At 34.2% G+C, this 19,596-nt stretch carries 12 protein-coding genes; all 12 read right to left on the minus strand.

Translation table 11 applies throughout. The annotated features are described in order from the left end of the window. Positions 1–133: 133 nt before the first annotated feature. The gene (locus QLQ94_RS21535; protein ID WP_427402744.1) at positions 134–520 is read right to left on the minus strand and encodes a hypothetical protein; all 387 of its coding nucleotides are present in this window, start codon (positions 518–520) and stop codon (positions 134–136) included. Between the two features lie 2 nt (positions 521–522). Beyond that, positions 523–762 carry a hypothetical protein gene (locus QLQ94_RS21540; RefSeq protein WP_482498488.1) on the minus strand — a complete coding sequence of 80 codons (240 nt, stop codon included), beginning with the start codon at positions 760–762 and terminating at the stop codon, positions 523–525. A 93-nt stretch (positions 763–855) separates the two neighbouring features. Next, a complete protein-coding gene (locus QLQ94_RS21545; RefSeq protein ID WP_271335997.1) occupies positions 856–1,002 on the minus strand; it encodes a hypothetical protein in 147 nt (48 codons plus the stop codon). A 493-nt stretch (positions 1,003–1,495) separates the two neighbouring features. Further along, positions 1,496–1,825: a hypothetical protein gene (locus QLQ94_RS21550; protein WP_271335996.1), complete on the minus strand. Its 330-nt coding sequence runs from the start codon at positions 1,823–1,825 to the stop codon at positions 1,496–1,498. A 210-nt stretch (positions 1,826–2,035) separates the two neighbouring features. Beyond that, positions 2,036–2,368: an Imm53 family immunity protein gene (locus tag QLQ94_RS21555; protein ID WP_271335995.1), complete on the minus strand. Its 333-nt coding sequence runs from the start codon at positions 2,366–2,368 to the stop codon at positions 2,036–2,038. 223 nt (positions 2,369–2,591) lie between these two features. After that, positions 2,592–3,020, minus strand: coding sequence for an RHS repeat-associated core domain-containing protein (locus QLQ94_RS21560; RefSeq protein WP_271335994.1), 429 nt, complete (start codon positions 3,018–3,020; stop codon positions 2,592–2,594). 997 nt (positions 3,021–4,017) lie between these two features. Next, on the minus strand, positions 4,018–4,992 hold the full coding sequence (locus QLQ94_RS21565) for an outer membrane protein assembly factor BamB family protein (protein ID WP_482498491.1): 975 nt from the start codon (positions 4,990–4,992) through the stop codon (positions 4,018–4,020). Positions 4,993–5,068: 76 nt separating this feature from the next. Next, complete coding sequence (locus QLQ94_RS21570; protein WP_271335992.1) at positions 5,069–14,878, minus strand: SpvB/TcaC N-terminal domain-containing protein; 9,810 nt, start codon at positions 14,876–14,878, stop codon at positions 5,069–5,071. A gap of 90 nt (positions 14,879–14,968) precedes the next feature. Next, positions 14,969–16,933, minus strand: coding sequence for a T9SS type A sorting domain-containing protein (locus QLQ94_RS21575; RefSeq protein ID WP_427402772.1), 1,965 nt, complete (start codon positions 16,931–16,933; stop codon positions 14,969–14,971). A 31-nt stretch (positions 16,934–16,964) separates the two neighbouring features. Then, positions 16,965–17,696 (minus strand): outer membrane beta-barrel protein, encoded by a 732-nt coding sequence (locus tag QLQ94_RS21580; RefSeq protein ID WP_271335990.1) that lies wholly within the window; start codon positions 17,694–17,696, stop codon positions 16,965–16,967. 14 nt (positions 17,697–17,710) lie between these two features. Further along, the gene (locus QLQ94_RS21585; RefSeq protein WP_271335989.1) at positions 17,711–18,412 is read right to left on the minus strand and encodes an outer membrane beta-barrel protein; all 702 of its coding nucleotides are present in this window, start codon (positions 18,410–18,412) and stop codon (positions 17,711–17,713) included. Between the two features lie 278 nt (positions 18,413–18,690). Continuing rightward, entirely contained in the window at positions 18,691–19,512 is an 822-nt protein-coding gene (locus QLQ94_RS21590; RefSeq protein WP_271335988.1) for a phospholipase A, read from the minus strand. Between the last annotated feature and the right edge of the window lie 84 nt (positions 19,513–19,596).

Here is a 19,596-nt window from a genome sequence, read left to right on the forward strand (position 1 = left end):
TACGAAGTACTTTTAAATTCTAAGGTTATTCGTTCTTCAAAAAAAACCTCGCCAATTGGCGAGGTTTCTATCTTTTGTGGCATTTGGTAATGGTCTTTCCAAAAATACCATTTTATAATTGATTAAATTTGTTCTACTTTATATACTCCATTTCTTCTCTTGAAAAACCAGCTTTTAAAATAGCCGTAGTATCTGTAATCTCTTTTGAATAATTCCCTCTAACTATTTCTGGTGAATCTAACAAATATCGGAATTCATAAAATTTCCCAATGTCTTTAGCTGATATTTTTTTATCTAACGCACTTTCAAAAGAATTATATTTCTTGTTCAATATAATATACGAGATGAATACTGTAGAAGATTTGGGAAATCTTACAATACTGTCAATTCTACCAATTGTCGTTTCTCCATCTACTTTTAATTTATTTTCGTATTGATAACTTCGTAGCTGACCATACAATACAAAAATAAAGAATGCTAATAAAATTAATAACGGAATAATGTTTTTCTTTTTTATCATAATTAATCTAATGCTTTTGGCGCAGTATTTGCTCCTACTCCAATAATTGTTTTAAAATATTCTTTTACCATTTGATCGGCAAAACCTGTACCTGAAAGATAATTATCAGACGCTTTTCCGAAGCGATTACATAAGATTGCTGCACCAACTTGAGTAGCCCATCTACTATCAAAAGAATATTGTTTTTGCGGTCCCTCATTTTTAATAATATTATTGGGATTCATAACCGTACCAACCTCCAAAGAATACATTTAAAACTATGTACCCTACATAAATTATTACCACTATTAAAATGGGCAATAAAAAAATATTTTTTCTTAAACTTTTCATTATGTTTATTTTAGTTCTTCAATTGGTCCTACTACAACAGTCTTAATAGGAGTTTTTTTAGCTACAATTGGATTACTTTTTAAATCTGAATTAATATTTTTTACAAATTGATTAAAACTATTAAAATATTGATTTGGTATTAACATATACATACCATAGCTACTTGCATCGAAAAAATCTAAATGTTTATCCCAAAATTGGGAATCTTTTTTTGATTGAATGTTAAGTCAATTTGCTACAACAGCTTCTATTGCTTCTTGTGGAACATCTATACATGAAGATCTAAATAAGTTATAATCTGGTAATCCAGCTTGTTTTTTAGCTGCTGCATATGCAAGTCCATCCTCAAAAGAATTCGTCACAACTTTGATCGCCCTATCAAATAAGGGCTAGAAAACGAACTGGAATGCTCCTCAAACAATACCTCTCCAAAGGCAATGTACTCCAAGTGTTGGCTAATACTTCCGTTTCGGGTAGTAATATACGAAGTACTTTTAAATTATAAGGTTATTCTTTTTTAAACGATCAAAAAACCTTTTATGATAATCTAAAACACATAAAACCACACATTTCTTGGAGGTTTATTTTTTTTATTCATTGTCGATTTTCTTTGTCAAGACAGAAAGAATTTTTACATTATCGTGGTTAATATTCCTTAATCTCGTACACATCACTTTCACTTATAAACTCTTCTATTAAAAAACGTACACGCTCTAAAGAATGAGAGTCATTACTACTATAAAGCCTAATAATTCTATCACTATCAATATTTTTCAAGCACTTCTCAGGATGTTTTTTATGAACAAAATTACTAAATGATTCAAAAAAATCAATAACTATTGAATCACTTTTACCAATTGAATATCCTTTAAAAAAAACAAAGAAAGATTCTACATTTTGAATTGAAAACATCGCCGGTCTTTTTGCAACAAGTTGAACTAAATCGATATTTTCTGTTTTTAAATTACTTTCCATTTTATAAATGTGTTAAAAAATTAATCTATTTTTTAGCACTATCGTATAATTCCCGTCCAGAAACGAATCTACGTGCTTTTGTATCATATTTCCCTAAAACCAATTATATAATCCCCTTTTGGAACCCCAATGCCTTGTCTAGTATTAAGTTCTTGTCGTTAAAAACTCCTTTATTATGCTGACCATCAAAATAAGGGAGCACGAAATACATTACCCTTTATTTTCATTAATTAATTTTGTGACAATATCTTCATCAATAGATTTATTTTCTGTTATTAATTTAAATATTTTTAAAATTACATTTAATTTGAAAGAGTCTCCAGACGCATTAAAAATATTATCGATAATACTATAGCCTATCCAATCATTTTCGGAGAATTCATACACTTTCCAATTTTCATTGTTAACTTCTGTATTTGTGAAATTAAAGTTAATCTCAACATTCCAACCTGGATTGTCAAGAGTTTCTATTTTTATACCTTGATGATGTTCCCATTCACCATCACAATTTTCCGTATACCAATTTTGAATCCAATTTATCATGTTTTAAAAGTTTAATTTGCAGGTATATCTTGACCTTGTACTGCTGGTCTAACATTTCCATTTTGTTGAATATGGGGAGTTTCTACCCTAGCACCTGTCTTTTTATTTACATGAGCTGCTCTCGAATAATCAACTCTTTTTTCTGTTTTAAAACATACTCCCTTACTGTTTTCCTTCGGATTTTTAGAGTCTACCGCGTAAGTTGTATTTCCATTATTATTTATTACTGTATGATCTCACCTACTGCTTCGTAATCAGCAGTGCTATTATTAGATCCTCTTCCACCTCCAGATGTATTTTCAGTTTGCATTAAATCAACTCCTAACTTTTTAAGAGCTGCTAAATTTTTGACTAAGTTAATTGCAGCAGTTGTTCCCATGCCTGCACCATATCCTGCAGTCACAGCTCCTCCTGTAGAAATCACTACTGCTCCCGGATTATTAAAGGAAAAAACATAAGCGCCAACATGAGGATATTTCTCCGACATCCTATCAACACCATACCAGATATTGCTCCAATCGTCATAATACCTAGCCCCATAATAACTAAGATTTGTCTCGCGATGAAGTTTCTTTCCATTAAATAAATAAGGCGAACTAAACGAACTGGAATGCTCCTCAAACAATACCTCACCAAAGGCGATGTACTCCATGTGTTGGCTAATACTTCTGTTTCTCGTTGTAAGATACGAAGCGTTTCCTAAAACATAAGATCATTCTTATAAAAAAAACACAGATATAATTGTTTTTTTGATTTTGTAAATAATTTAAAAGCTTCACAAAATTGTGAGGCTTTCTTTTATTCTAATCATTATAGATTTCTGTAATATACTAATCATTAAAGAAGACCTCAGTCAGATACAGCTACATCCCAACTTTAATCGTAAAACACTCATCATCAGAATATATTAAAGACATATGAGTTTTAAAATTTCTTTTTGTGTTGTTTATTATAGAATCCTGAAAATCTTTTATATTGGAATGAATTCCATAATATTGAACTAAAATAAATCCTTTTCTAAGGACTAAACTATCATTATAAAATTTTAAATATCTAGAATACTCTTTTCACATAGTCTTCAGCTTTTATTTTTTTGCAAGTTCCTGATAAAGCAAAATTTAAAATATATTTGCCTTTTTTAAAACGCATTTGATAAGCACTACAATCTTCTGAAATATTTTTTTCTGTTAATATATAAGGATCTGGCCTTCCAATTTCTTCATCTTTATTTTTGCATGATAGAAATAAAAAAAGAGCTATAATAATTATTGTATATCTTATATATACAAGATATATGTGTTTTTATAGTGAGGTATTTTTTACTTTCAAATCTCATGATCGATATGCTAATAATAATCTTTTTTTTGAAATACTTATCACATGACCCACAATTTTAAGTTATAGATTTATAAAAAAACCTCACAGCAATGTGAGGTTGTCATTTTTATTTTACTCTTTGTAGATTCTCTTTGCTAATGCAAAGTCAATCAGCAAAACCTCTAATAAATTATCAGCTTTTCGTATAACCCCTAAAACATTTTACAAAATTGTTCTCAAAGTAAGCAAAAACTATTGGTAATAAAATTTCACCTATCAAACCTTCAATCCGTACTTCTACTAAGAATACTTAGTATAGATAAATTACCAATTTATAATTCAACTATTAGACGTGAATTGTCAGGAAAAACTATTACTGCCTGATTATTTTTTTTATATACTTCTTCAATGCCGCCAAAATCTGATTTTCCTATTAACTCTTTTTTATAATTCAATAAATTAAATTTAAAAACATCAAAATTAGAATCCTGGAAAAAAATATTATTATCAATTAAATACATTTGACCTCCACTTATATCATCTGACGAAGTAAATTTGCCCACAACTTTATCTGTCCTCGTTTTAAAATCAAATTCATTGAGTTTCTTATCATAGGTATAAAAAAATACTTTATTATTTTTTATAAGCGGCTTTAACCTCTCTTCAAACAATAATTGTTTTTTAAAAACTACTATTCCTGTTTCTTTTTCTACTAAATATGCTCCGCCATTTTCATATGAATTATTAAAACCTAAAAATATGTAATCTTCATAAAGTAATGATGTATAAATTCCATCTTCTAGTTTTTTACTCCATAATACTTTACCGTTGGAAATATCAAATGAAGATATAGAGTTACAATTCCAATTTGAGATGTAAAAATTATTGTTGTCAACAATAACTGGGTAAGGAGATAAGTCTGGACTATGGCAATCATCTTTATTTCGTAAAATATTATACAAAACTTCACCATGTTCACTATTAAAAACCATAAAACCATAATTTTTAATATTAATTAAAATTGTTTTTTCATTTAATTTGATGATAGCCTTTACAATATTTGGGGTTTTCTGTTTCCATAAAACCTTTTTAGTTTTTAGATCCCAACAACAAATAACATCGTTTGATTCTGAAAAAAATATCTTATCATTAAAAATTAAAGGCTTATAACCAAAACTATTAGAGAGATTTTTTTCTAAAACTTTTTCATCATTCAAATCTTTAACAACCAATATGGTATCCTCCGCAACATAACAAATATAATTGTCAACTTTATTAAAATTAGAAATAGTTGTTTTAGTATCCAATTGGAAAAATTTATAGAATAATAATAGTAATACTACCATGATAAAAATTGTTATATAATATCTCATAATTTAAAAATTAAAATGCTGTGAATCTTACTGCTCCTCCATTTTTAATTAAAGGATTACAACCGCCTAAACTTCCACACTTTTTATAATAAGGTACAGCTTTTTTCATACCGTGATCATACCTTTCTTTCCAATTCATTAGATTTCCTTCAAATTGTAATTCTGGGGTATTACCGAAAATTACTCCCAATGAAAATAATCCTTCTTGTTTTGCCATATCAGAAAGCGTACCTAAAGTAGCTTTACTTTGTCTTTTATAAATCGGGTCCACCACATCACGCTGTTCATGAGTTAAAGTGGCTCTATCCCAATTGATTGCATCATTACCTTTAAGAGCTGGCCCATCAATCAAATCCCTTAAATTATCAAACACATCTTCAAAAATTGCTTTATTACCATCTTGAGCAAATTTTAATTCATCACTAGAAAGTTTCCAACTAATCAAAACATTTTCAGTAATAGACATTTGTTGCGCTATAATATATGCCGCACCTGCCCATACTGTTTCAAATCCTTTAGATTCGGTTTCTGATTGAAACCATCCATAAAAATCCGTCCTTTGAGAAATTGTTTTATATTCTTTATATCCATCATTTTGTTTCAAATTATACTTATTGGCACTTTTCCAAACATCAGTATTTTTTAATCGATCCTTTCGTAACCAATCACCTTTTCCGAGCTTACCTGTATAATCATCATCATACTCTTTTCTGCCATCTGGGTCTACTAAATTAACAGGATTGTTAAAACAATATCTGTACGGAGTCCAATTTGGGGTTGATTCTGCTAGTGGATCTACACTCAACCAAAGCGAGGTCTTCATATCCAAATACCTAGCGCCGTAATAACTCAGATTCGTCTCACGATCCAACTCTTTCCCATTAAACAAATAAGGACTAGAAAACGAACTGGAATGCTCCTCAAATAAAACCTCTCCAAAGGCAATATACTCGACATGCTGGCTAATACTTCCGTTTTTTGCTGTAATATACGAAGTACTTCCCAAATGATCAGGGTGAAAATAAAAAATATCCTTCTCTGGTAAACCAATTCCTGTAAATCCTTCTCCAGGTTTTATGGTTGTAGGTTCTACAGGGGGACCAAATTGTACCGGTGGTCCCGGCACATCGCCCGGAGCATTAAAAATCGGATTTCTTGGCCAACCTTCCGGTGGTTCCTGATTTTCTTCAACAGGTTTTATTACTTCACTTGGGTACGGATTACCTGTAAACTCTGGTGTGGCATAAATACCCTGTTGCGTTGGCGGTCCCGGAGGTACGCCTAAACTTTTTACATACATATCTAATGCCTTCTGCTGTTCGGCTGTTAGTTTACTATAATTGATTCCTCCCGCTGTTAATTTTAGAGGTTGTGCAAAAGTTCCGTTTCCTAACTTGCTCACGATACGTCCTGCGCCGTCAAAATAATGTTTGGTAAATTTTCCTTTACTTATTACGAAATAAGGAGATATATAACCTGTATAATCATCCGTATGCACAATGGTTGCCGCAGTTTCTCCGTTAATCGCTACGTTTTGAGAATCTCCTGAGCTTTTTATTATTCTTTCTCCCGCTGCGTCGTATGTATATTGGTGAATTCTTCCGTTATCGTTAATACCTGACAAACGGTTTTCTTCGTCCCAGGTCATTTTTCTGAAACTTAGCCCCCCAGCCCCCGAAGGGGGAGTTTCTTCGTAATACGTAGGATTACCGTTGCCATCATACACATATTGTCGCGGTTCTGTCTTTCCTGCTTCAACAATTTTGCTTGGTGCGTTAGGATGTAATTCGTTATCATAATTATAATCTAACACATAGCCTTTTTGTTCGTTGTTTATCGTATGCACTAAATTTTTAGTCGTGATATTGTGCATCTTGTTATAACTCATATTCAGCTCATAACTTGCCTTTGTAAACTCGCCCTGATAGGTTGCTTTTGCTGATTTTAATCGATAAAAATCATCGTATTGGTATTCGTGAGCCGAAGTCCCGCCCAGTGTATTGTTTACAACTGGCGCACTATTTTTGATCCCTAAAACATTACCTACCAGATCATAACTATACGAGTTATTCATGACTTGTCTCGCAGCACTTTTTACCTGCAATTGCTGTAATCTGCGCATTACAGGATCATAGGTATAATTGGTTTCTGTACCGTTACCGTACTTTAAATATTTGCGCTGTTCGAATTCGTCATAACTCAGTTGTTTGATGTAATCGTAGGTGTGGCTTTCTTTCTTCCCCTGCATGCTTTGTAGATTCCCTGCACGGTTATAGGTATAGTTTACTACCTCTCCATCCGGATAGGTCATTTTCTGGATCCTGTTCCAGGTATCATATTCGTATTGCGAAATATAGGTTTGAATATCAGTTGGAGTGATACGAAGTGTACGAATTTCTTTTTCTACTTCGCCTAATTTTCCGTAGAAAAATTCCTGTCCGCCACTGGCATCCTGTAAAAACCATAGCCTTCCTCGACGTGATGCGGTTCCGTCGGCTTTACCATAATTATACTGCACATTATTCTGCGGATTTTTAGGGTATTTAATGGTTTCTAAACGGTTGTAATTATAAATATATTCTATCGCTCCTCCATTTGAAACTGTATTTTTAATATCCTGTGTAATACGGCTTATTAAGTTCCCTGCTAAATCATACTGCATTGTTATAGTTCCTGCATCAGGATGGGTAAACTCAACACGTCTGCCTAGCCAATCGTAACTACTTTTGGTGATATGATCCATAACATCGGTTACTTTAATCATTTCTCCTAATGCATTAGTTTCAAACTTAGTCATCAAATCATTTTGCATACTTAATAAACTCTGACCTTTTGCATCTGTATAGGTTTGGCTTGTTCTATTTAAGGCATCAGTTTTTGTAGCATGCAATACTGTTAGACCATCATAATTTTCTAAGGCAAAAGCCATTGTATTTTTACTTCCGTCCGGCAATGTTACTTTTACTGCACGGCTCACTTCGTCATATTCAGTTCTAGTTGGCGTTATATCTGATATTTCGGTGCTAAAATTATTATCAATTGTTGTGGTTGTGGTTGGATAATAACTTACTATTTGTCTACCTAATCCATCATAAATAATTTTTCCGGAAACAATTTGCGCTTCCTGATCTGCACTTCCTGCTGCTGTAAACAAACTGGCCGTTTTCTTTACCTGCAAAGCTCTTCCTAATCCATCAGCATATGTAAAAGTTTCAATATTCTTATCAAGTTCCGGATCGTAATTTTTGGTTTTAGCATACGGTACCTTGGCTTCCGGGAAATATTCATACGCGATTGTATATGGTTTTCCGGAGGCAATTTCGTAGGGTGCTCTTATAGTTGCAATACGACCTATTCTGTCTAGTGTATAAAGTGTAATTTGATCATTACGATCGGTTGTTTTTATAGGTATACCAAAACGATAATTGTATTCCATTTTGTTTTGGTATCCAAATGCATCTTTGATCTCTGTCATGAACTGATGATTCTCCGGATCATACGTATAATCCAATGTCATACGCTGTGCTTTGTGATTGGCAGGGCCTGTTATTTTCTGCAGATTCCCATAAGTATCATAGGCTAAATCTGTAATTGCAATTTTATCTGCCGCGCTGTAATTTTTTACCTGAATAACTTCAGCTGTTGTGGTGTTGATGGTTGTGGTTCTTTTACGGCGTAAACCTTCGCTAGTAAACACTTCTAACTGTTTTGGTATTCCGCCATAGTAAGGCGTGCTGCTTTCATAATAACTAATTTTTGCTGTTACTTTTTTAGCTGCGCTACCGTTTCCTAAATCCTCGTATTGTGTGATATTTCCGTTGGCATCATAGGTGTTAAATCTATTGGTTTCGAGATAATCGCTTCCGCCTTCGTATACTTTTTGATTGGCGTGAATCATTCCCACAAAAATACGTTTAGCATCACATGATGGTAAATTCAACTCTGAAACAGCAACACTTGCCTGTGTCACTACATCTGTAAAACTATATTCGTTTTCACCTTCCTGACGCATTTTGTTGTTTTTATCTAACGTATAACTTCTTTTTAAAAGATTTTTACGGAAATAATCCTGGTTGTAAAATTCCTGAACAGTAGTTAAGAAAACTGAATTATCGGCAGCATCAATTTGCTCTTCAATTACTTTTCCGAAACCGTAAAATTCTCTTTCTCGACGATCATGATATCCGCCCTCATATCTAAATTTTGCTAATGAGTGATCAATCCCATCACCCACGTGACCGTCAAAAACATCAACGGATTGTAAAACCCATTTGGCCGAAGGATTTTCGTAGCTTGGTTTTACTAATTCGTAATCTACCACATAGCTGTTACCTGCGCCATTGGTTACTCCTTTCAGTTTATTGGTTCTCTTAATATTGGATAGGCGAACTACCAAATGATCTTCATCATCAGAAAGTACGTAATCCAGGTTTCCGTCACCATCCATATCGTTAAAAGTAGCTTCGGTACGAGAAGTACTGAAACCTGCAGAAGCACCCAGACTAGGGGTAATTCTAATCAAGAAAATAGGAATATCATAACTAAAACCTGTACTAAGTCCGTAATTCGTACTATTATTTTCATTCATTCTTGAATACTTAGGATACTCAACTGGTGCCATAAAACTATCACCCATATTTAAAGCGACCATCATTTTACCACCACTATAAATCACTTTATCGGTAAGTCCGTCTGAATTAACGTCAAGCATTAAAGTCTTTGAATTATCAGTTCCTTTTCCAAAATTGAATCCACCAGTAAATGAACCTGATTTGTATGACATTCCGCTAGAAGGACTTATGGCCCAATTCTCAGAATAACCCGTTGCAATACCATCAAAATTCCATTTTTCTTCGGCTAAAAATCCATAACCTGAATTTAAAGCTACTTCTCCAGTTTTCTTGATTCTGTCAGCAAGTCCGTCGCCATTGATATCAATATACATATACTGAGACTCATCTTCATTGGTTCCCATATTACCGGATAATGACATAGTTGCCGAAATACCTATTGATTCCTGTACAGATCTAAGCTCATTTACCATTGAGCAATTACTATCTGAAACAGCTACCATTTTCTGAACCGTTTTTGTAAAACCATGAGAATAACTTCCATCAGAACTAATACCATCTGATTTACTCTCTCCATGACTGTAATTGTAAATTTCGGCTTTTTGATTACTTATTCCTCCTATCGGAGAAGTAAACTGTACCTCTTTTCCACGAACATAATCAGGAAAACGGTCACCGTTAAAATCAGCCATAGTCTGAGTAACATAACTTTTTCCTGTTCCTTTACTTCCTCCCGGTCCAAGTGGTCCTACTTTTAGTCCGGCAGAATAACTGGTACTTTCGTTCTCACTTAAGATGTTTAATGCCATAGTTCCTCCACCGTCTAGACTTGGCAGACTTGCATCAAAATAAGAGGCAATATCATCTTCTCCGAGACGCGAAGTTCCCATAAATCTGCTGTCGATAAAAGTGGTTTCTTCCAGACCAGTCATATTATTTTTAGAATATATGCTCTGCATAGCTACAAAGTAGACTTTTGCAATATCATAACCCTGCTGCTCAGTTTCTGATTGGTTTTCAGGATCTAAATTTGGCTCTGCATTATAAGCATCAGATGTTTTTAATTGCGACACCGCTACTACATCAGAAGCAAAAGTTCCTGTATTATTAATAACAAATCCGCCCCATTCTCTGTGCCCTAATCCTAACTGTAATTCTTCAGCAAAAAATGGCGAATAAACAGCGTATCTATTTGTATCTGCAGACCAGATTGCAGCAAAATCACCAAGTACATTTAAATAAACTGGCATTTGGAAAAGAGCAGCACAATATTGAGTTATTTCATTACTTTCCAACTCCGGAACGCTAATTTCCAAATCAATTGGTAATCCGTTTATAACTTTTGAAAAATCTGCTACCGGCTCTAAAATTGTCAAATCTTCCTGTAAAACGGCATTTACCATTTTATAATATTTTCTGGCTACTAACTGGTTATTTTGCTTTGCCGTAATGGTTACATTGCCATTTAATTTTGCTTTAAGAGGATTAAATCCAGGGATTAAATCAAGATCAGTAGCTGCTAAATTAAGGGATAGAATTCCATCAATAGTAGCAACTTTTTTCTCAATAAGATAATTTCCCAGTCGTTTTTTATAACGTTGCAAATACACATCTATTTTCTTATTTTCAGATACAGCAGGTGCCACAGCTGGCATATTTATCGAAGGATTAAAAGTAATGGTGTTCCAATTTACATTTGTCTGACTTTCTAAAACAAAACGAATCTGCGAAGTTGCATTGTTATTTAATACTCCAATGCTACTCATATTAAAATTAACAGCTTGATTTGCTTTAAACTGCTTTTCAAATAGTACTGTTTCAACTGCTCCGGTATCCAGATTTTTTCTAAATATTCGAAGGGTTACATGATCTGATGTAATAGGTTTTACAAAAGTTCCCGCAAAAGAAATTGTACCGGCTGAAACTAATAAGCCCGAATTTGTACTGCTTACAAAGTCTTTTTCGGCATCATAATTTTTCAGTGAATATAAGTTGGCATCTACAGCATCATCATCTATTGGCAATAAACTGCCTGTATTGTCATTTACTGTGATATACGAAATCTTTGGACTCCACAAAACCTGATCAAAACTTCCATCCATCACAGAACTTACCCTGAAAAACAGCTTCTCACCTTTTGTTACGGTAATTACATCTTCTTTAGTTTTACTATTATAATCTTTTGCGTCAATAGCTTGTTTCCATACTAAACTATTTCCTTGTTGAAAAAACAATTGCACACCATCGGCTTTATCTTTTCCATCATTGGTTAGATATTCCGTTCTTTCTTTTGATAAATCTTTTTGTAATTCATAGGTATGAGAAACTTTGATCTGTCCGGTTACTGGTGCTTGCCACATACGAACCACATCATGCAGCGGATTTTTAATCTGCATCTCCTCGAAAGTCATTGCAGGTGTCGGAAAACTCAGACTAAGTTCTCCATCTCCCGAAACTGGTGAAGGTGTACCTGTACTGCTAGTTTTAAAAGTTGGAATTCCATTAACTAAACGGTTGTAATAAACCTGCCCGTTATTGGCAAAGTCAACTAATCCGTCACCGTTAAAGTCCATAAAATAACTTTTGGTTTTGCTATTTGTATATTGCTTATCAAAACCAACACTGGCACTAACTTTTGAATATCCTATAACTAAATCTACTCCCCAATTAAAAGTTTTACTGGATGAGTTTCCTATATTATTTAATGAGATTTCCTGAATTTCACCAAAACCATTAATTCCCTGGTTCGAAAGATTTTTTCGGTAATAAACATTATCTCCTTTTCTAAATACTTTGTCCGGAAGCTGATCACCATCTAAATCTTCCAGGGTAACAATAGTTTCAGATGATCCCCAACTGTTTCCTCCGTGCGCCCCTACAGTATTTTGCTTAAAATTTCCAGAATCGGCAGATAATCCAACTCCAATTCGATAATTAACCCCGGCTGATTTACCGTTCGAACTATTGCCCAGCGTATGTTTACCGGAAATATCTATATTAGGCAAGATATTATTTTTTAAGTGGTCATCCGGCACACTCCAATTCTGTTCTGGTCCAAAAGGATTATATTTCCCCGAAGCATCACGAATATCATCGAAATAATTCAGCGTATTAGTATAAAACAATTTAGACTCTGAGTCGTATTCTGAAATCGATTCAAGCAATGTTTTCTTAAAAGCGCCTTCTTTATACTTCAGTTCATAGCTACGTACCATATCGCTTTTGTAGCGGACTTCGATTTTTCGCAATAACTGATTGTTCAGTTGCTTGAAACCTAATCTTGCCGAAACTTGTACATCAGGACGATTGGCTTCGCCTAAATCTCCGTTTTTTACAAAAGTTACGTTGTAGTTTCCTTTTGTACTGCCAAATCCTGTATAATATACTTTTTTAAGATAGAGCTCGCCGTCTTTTTTATCGTATTCGTATTCAACTGTATTTCCTTTTAGATCAACCTGAAGACAAAGTGCCCAATGCCCAATATTTCCGGATGCATCCTGCAATATTCCTCCACTCGAAAGTCCTGAAGCAGTTCCTCCATAATAACTGGCAACTCCGCTTTTGTCCCTTACAATCCAATAATAATTTTTAGGGGATGATCCTTTACGGATAATTTGCTGAAAAGCACCTTCGCGTCTTGGGTAAAATTGTTTGTCTGTTGTTCTGCCTACCCATTCGGTTCTGTGTGAGTTCGGGATTAATTGTTCTCCGGCAATCGCATAAGTCTCTGTTTCATTGGCAGCATCGTATCTTGGTGCTCCCCAACGGGTTTCGATGCTTACTGCCGGTGCTGAAATATCCCAGCCCATACCTGCCCAGCTATGTCCGCCATCGCTGTCATATTGCAGGTTAAATGAAGGCTGCATCCCTCCTCTTCCGTTTGGAATCACAATAGAAAATCCGGTACTTGCCGTTCCTCTGCCATTTGCCGAAGGTGGTGCGATTGACTGAATTCCAACTAACGGACTTGCCGCTTTTAGATCCTTGATGCTTGTTGGTGTATAACCGGAAGTTTCCGGAGATTCCGGCATTTTGATGATTCCGGCAATAAAATCAGTAAAATGGGTGGTTTTTGCCTTGATGATTCCTTGTTTAATATCTAATGAATCTTTGGTCACTTCCTGCCACAATCTTTTGTTTTCATCAAAATAAAATACATTGATATCTTTCTCTGTATAACCTTCGGGAATTGTTTTTTTGTCGTACGGTAATGATAAAGTCACTGCTTTATCGAAGACGGTTCCGTGTGGCAATAATCTGAATCCTGCATTTGCTCCTGTTACATTGACCATTGCAGCGTTTAATGGTGCAATATCAATTTTTCGTAAAGCACTTACGGAGACCGAAACATCATTTTTTAAAGCTCCAACCGGAAAAACAGCAAGAAAATCTTTGTACGCTAATTTATTTTCGGTTTGAAAATGAATTATTTTTGTGATTCTTTCTTTTGCATTTTCTAAAGGTCTGAAACTATCTACTTTTAAAAACTGATTTACCTCTAAATGCTCATTTATAAGTACTCCTGTTGTCGTTTCTTTGCTTACAAGAATAGTTTTTCCTGCAGTTGAGCTTTCTAAAACCAATTCGAATTCCGGCTGATTGAGATCAATCGAAATTCCGCCAATACTCATCTTTTTTATCTGGGATGGAAAATTAGTACCTTTTATGTAAAGCTTATTGCCTGACTGTAATAAAGTAAAATGATTAGAAGGAATGGCAGATTTATAAACAATTCTAACATTTTTAATTCGGTATGAATTCGAAATTCCCTCGGGAGCGGTAAATAATAAAACATTATCTCCTTCTCGCAATGATTTTTCTGAAAGCAGCTCGGATTGTTTGTTCCAGTTTTTATTCTGGGATAAAAATTGTCCTCCAATACTAGGCTCATTGTTTAAACTTCTTGAAATCGATGCTGCCTGATCGTAACCATACAATTCATATTCTAAATAGGCACTTTCGTCATTTGATGGTAAAACATCTACCTTGAGATGAAAGACGTTATCATAAGCATCATCAACATCAGATTCATCCATTACACCAATAATTCCTTCGGAAATATCTGCACTAAATGACTTTGTGTTTTTATTTTCGTTTTTAAGAACTGTAATAGAGTCTGATTTTGAGACAGTCAGTTCCTTTTCTGGAGTAGTTTGAGTAAATAAAGAAACGATCTTGTATGGGCCAAAATTGGCTGCAAACAAAAACGAACCTATTAAAAAAACCAGTATTATAATTTTATTTTTCATAAAGCGGGGTAATCGATTATGGACAATCCATCTATTTCTTCAATTCTTTCAATCTCTAATTCGTGTAATCTATTGACAAACAGACCTGAATTACTTCACAATAACTTTGAAAGTTTTAGTTCCAAAATCTGAATTTACTGTTACCAAATACATTCCGGCAGCATTTTTTATAGCATCTTCATACAAATAAGTTTCTATCTGCGTGAATTGTTTTTGTTTCACCAGTGCTCCTGTGGGACTATAAATTGTGATGGTTGCATTGGTCTTTTTGGGAAATTGCATTGCTACCGAAAAACGACCGTCTATGGTAGGATTTGGATATAAAATCAATACGCTTGAATCTGTTATTTCTTTTCCGTCAGAGGTAACTGCAATCTTAGTGGCTGTTTTACATTCCTGACCATTTAATAGTCGAAGTTCATAAATACCGGGCTGATCGATTAGTATTTTAGGATTGTTATCTATAAAATCACCTTCATAAAACCATTGGTATTCATAATTACCTGTTGGCAAACCGGCACTTGCATCAAGTGTCAGGGCGTTTCCATCTTTTAACAGATAATCAGATTTCAGATTTGGAAATGTTCCTTGTTTATCTGCTATAAAAACAGTTTCTGAGTACAAATTCCCTTTTCCGTCACGAACGATATAATCATAAGTTCCTGATGAAAGCTGTAATCCTGTCGTACTTTTTGCTGCCTGGTTCCATTGTTTTACTACAACATCACTTCCTTCTTTTTTTACGGTAACAGTAAACGGTGCTTCACCGCCTTCTATGCTATAGTTTAAACCTCCTGATCCTGTAACTCCACAAGTGGCTTCGGTAATCCAGACTCTGCTAAACATCTCGGGGGCTACTTTCAGCGTAAATTTGGCTTTGCCAGATTTTTGTTTGTCCCAATTGAAATCATTCAGCGCCAATTTTTCTGTACTCGAAGTACTTGCCAGACGAATGTATTCGGAATCTTTTTCGTCATATGTTCCTTTGCCTGAGTAATCGACTAATAACCAGTAATAGGTGTCTTTGGGTAAAGTCCCTTTGATAAAATTTGGATTAAAACTCCAGTCCAGACTCAAATCCGCAGGATTTGCAAAATCCAATTGCCACTCTCTTGCAATCCCGATTGGCTCGCCTTGTTCTTGTTTTTTTACCAGAAGATTTTTTCCGTTATCGCTCCAGAATGCAAAAAAATTATCCGGAATTATATTCGATTTACTTTTTAATCCAATGGTCAAAAATCCTTCTTCTGCCATATTACTGCTTTTGGGCTGCAATAATCCGCTGGCATCATCACGGCCAATTCCGGTAATCGAATTTTCGAATCCTTTATGCTGATTGATGTCCCAAATGGTCTGTCCTTTACTGTTCAGGTAATTTTTATTATCAAACTGCGAAAGCGAAATACCATATTTAACGGCTAAATAACTTGCTACTTTTTGGGTTTCAAAACCTGACAATACTCTGTTGTACACCAGAATTTCGCTTATGCTTCCTTTAAATTCTTCGGGTGGTAATTTTTCAAGTTTGGACTTTTGCCCTATCGTTAATGAAGATAACTTTGCAAGACTATCGGTAACATTCTGCTGAAAAAAATGAATGTTGGCTTTATGCGGTTTTATTTTTTCCTGATACGATTGATAGGAATATTTTTTTAGATCGACCAAACGTTTATTGGTCGCTACAGAAAGTGTTTTTTTAGGATCGTTTATTGTCCATAAAAATTGCTCTTTTAAACTGTCTTTTACTTTATAAACCATAAACAAAGTTTGCTTTCTTTTACTTTCTGTCCCCAGAGGTAAAATCAACGAATCTTGTTTGGTATCAAAAACAATACTCGGATTAAAATTAAAAATAGCTCCATTATGTTTTCGGTCTGATATTTTTGCTTCCTTTTTTGTGAGGTTTTCCCAATAATAAGCATCACCACTGCTTCTGGATTTAATCCAAAACTGTGGTTCTTCTACTAATCCCGGCACTGCTTTTTGCTGAGAAAAGATCGCATTGGTCATTAATAAAGCTATAAAAACAGGTATACAAAAAATCTTTTTACACATAATTTCCTAAGTTTAAGGATGGGGGCGATGATTAGAAATTAGCTAAATCATCAAAGTCAAAAGAATAACCAATTATCAATGAAATACTATTGATTTTGTTTTTGTTCTCGCTATAACGATGTCCGTTTTCCTCTGTTGCCAGCGCATCTGTAAGTCCTAAGGTATAACGCGCTCCTATAGAAAGTTTTGAATTGAACTCGTATCCTGCAGAAAGCATTCCATAAAAATAATTTTTACCGGTTAAGGACTCTTTCAGTACTTTTTGCACATTGGCATCGGGTTCGAAATAAGCTCCTGAGTTGCCAAAAATCTCCTGACTATTAGAACTGTATTTAATATTATCACTGGCAATATTAAAACCTACATACGGACCAACTCCTAAATAAAAACCTTCAACAGGATAATATTTAAACTGTGCCCCAACATTTAGATAGCTATAGCCAAAAGTCATTTTGTATTTAAGTCCTTTTATGTCTTCATAATTTAAATCTGTTCCCTGTCCTGAATATGAAATCTCTGTTTGTATACTCACTTTGGCATACGGATATTTCCAGTTGATTACCAGACCTGCCGTTGCTCCAAACTTACCTTCTTCGGCTAGCGTATATCCTTCATAAATTCCTTTTGGAACAATGACATCGGGAAGATTAGACATTTTAGAATAAATTCCGCCGGCAAAAAGACCATAGGTAATCTCTCTGTCACCTTGTGCAAACAACGATTTTGTGCTTACTAATAGAAGAAGCAAAATAATTTTTTTCATTTTTTTTATTGAAATTACCATTGATGAAAACTATAGCCTAAAGAAAAACATACAACACTGCTTTTGTTTTGATTTTCGATAAACTGAAAGGAGGAAGAATTACTTTTTACTACATCTTTTACACCCAGGTAGTAACGTAAATCAAAATGGATACTTTTATGCAGTTCGTAACCTACGGCAAAACATAATGAGAAATCATCTGTACCATCAAGACCGTCTTTATAAAATTGTCTTGTGGCTACATCATACATTCCTCCGGCTTCGTTGGATTTATAGGTTACATTATTGGCAGATAAACTGATTCCGTAGAAAGCTCCAAAACCTAAATTCAAACCTTCGTATGGGTATACTTTGTACAAAGCTCCAATTTGCAGATAAGCATAATGCAAACCAAGCTCAAATTCTTTGCCTGTTGCATCATGATAATTTACTGTTTCGCCTGATTGTCTGAATAAAATTTCAGGTTGTATGGCAACCCGGGTATCATAAAGTTTGAAGTTTAAGAAAAAACCGCCTTCTAATCCGTAAGCACCTTTGCTTTCCATCACGCTATTGTCGAAAGTATTGTCTCTTCCTTTAATGCTTTCCGGCAAATTGCTTATTTTAGAAAATAGCCCGCCAAACTTGAGCCCGTAAGTAATATTGGTTTCATTTTGTGCATAAACTGCACCGCTAAAAAAACAACAAAATATTAATAAGTGTAATAGTACTTTCATCCAAAAAAATTTTGGCGAATATATGTATTAATTTCCAATTTACACTACCTGTGAAATCGATGAAATACAAATTAACACGATGAAATACATAATATAGGTATTTTGAAAAGAAAGTTTATAATTTTATGTTTTTTGGCAAAAAAGTTAATTTTACTAAAAAAAGATAGTTTTTAAAAGTGAAAAATTAACAAAAAAAAATCCTTTCACATATTGAAAGGATTTAAATCTTACTAATGATATTACTGAATAAAAAAGTATATCACGCTTTATTTTTTTATCTAAAAAATACCCATGTTCTCAGGTTTAATAGTAAAGCCAATACGTACCATACTCCTGTGTTCCTGATAATCGATCAAACTTTCTGTATACCCAACAAACCATTGAAGGGTGAGATAATAATTTTCGTTTTTGTATGGTCTCCAGTTTACTTGTGTCTGCAGGGATCCATATTTAATAACGCCGCTTCCTTTTCTAAAAAGAACATCTGCGCTCCATCGTCCGGGTTGTATCTGATATGTTGCACTTGCTTCTCCATATCCTACATATTGAGTGAGATATGGATTATCTTCTTTATCGACTATAGGAATCCAACCTCTAAGCCCAACAACCCATCGTGGAGAAATTTGCGATTTTAATGAAAAGGCAAGCATATTCCAGGTTCTGGAATAAATAGAATCTCTTCCGTTCGACTCGTGTTCTAAGGAGACGGTCCCGTAGGTGAGCCTTCCTCCTTTTAAATAAAACGGACGAACGAGGGCTACTCCAGGATTAAAATTAATCTCTGAAAATGGTTTTGAGCTTGCATAAATATCCCAAAAGGCTTTTTGAGTGTACATTAAATACGGAAAAAAACCACCCCATAAAGGTTTTGAATTCAGCCTTAACTTAAAACTTACCTGATATTTTACATCGGCTGTATTGCGGGTAATAGCAGTATTGATTGGTACTCCTGTTAGAAAATAATTGTCTTTGTGCACCGAGAAACTTGGCTCTTTGAGCAGCGAATCTGCCGCACGAAAATTTTTCGAATCTTCTACAATTTGTGAATTTGTTTTAACGGAAAACAAAATGAGAAACGCTAACAGGTATTTTAAATACATTCTTACAGTTTAAATTGAAGCTTATTTTTAGTTCTTTACTAAGGTAAGGTGTATGGGTATATTTTATTAACTCAAAAAACATAA

The organism is Flavobacterium sp. B114r (genome assembly GCF_056824125.1).

Coding starts and splice junctions, on each gene's coding strand:
- QLQ94_RS21535 (WP_427402744.1), bottom strand. CDS start 520: ATGATAAAAAAGAAAAACATTATTCCGTTATTAATTTTATTAGCATTC.
- QLQ94_RS21545 (WP_271335997.1), bottom strand. CDS start 1,002: ATGTATATGTTAATACCAAATCAATATTTTAATAGTTTTAATCAATTT.
- QLQ94_RS21550 (WP_271335996.1), bottom strand. CDS start 1,825: ATGGAAAGTAATTTAAAAACAGAAAATATCGATTTAGTTCAACTTGTT.
- QLQ94_RS21555 (WP_271335995.1), bottom strand. CDS start 2,368: ATGATAAATTGGATTCAAAATTGGTATACGGAAAATTGTGATGGTGAA.
- QLQ94_RS21560 (WP_271335994.1), bottom strand. CDS start 3,020: ATGGAGTACATCGCCTTTGGTGAGGTATTGTTTGAGGAGCATTCCAGT.
- QLQ94_RS21570 (WP_271335992.1), bottom strand. CDS start 14,878: ATGAAAAATAAAATTATAATACTGGTTTTTTTAATAGGTTCGTTTTTG.
- QLQ94_RS21575 (WP_427402772.1), bottom strand. CDS start 16,933: ATGTGTAAAAAGATTTTTTGTATACCTGTTTTTATAGCTTTATTAATG.
- QLQ94_RS21580 (WP_271335990.1), bottom strand. CDS start 17,696: ATGAAAAAAATTATTTTGCTTCTTCTATTAGTAAGCACAAAATCGTTG.
- QLQ94_RS21585 (WP_271335989.1), bottom strand. CDS start 18,412: ATGAAAGTACTATTACACTTATTAATATTTTGTTGTTTTTTTAGCGGT.
- QLQ94_RS21590 (WP_271335988.1), bottom strand. CDS start 19,512: ATGTATTTAAAATACCTGTTAGCGTTTCTCATTTTGTTTTCCGTTAAA.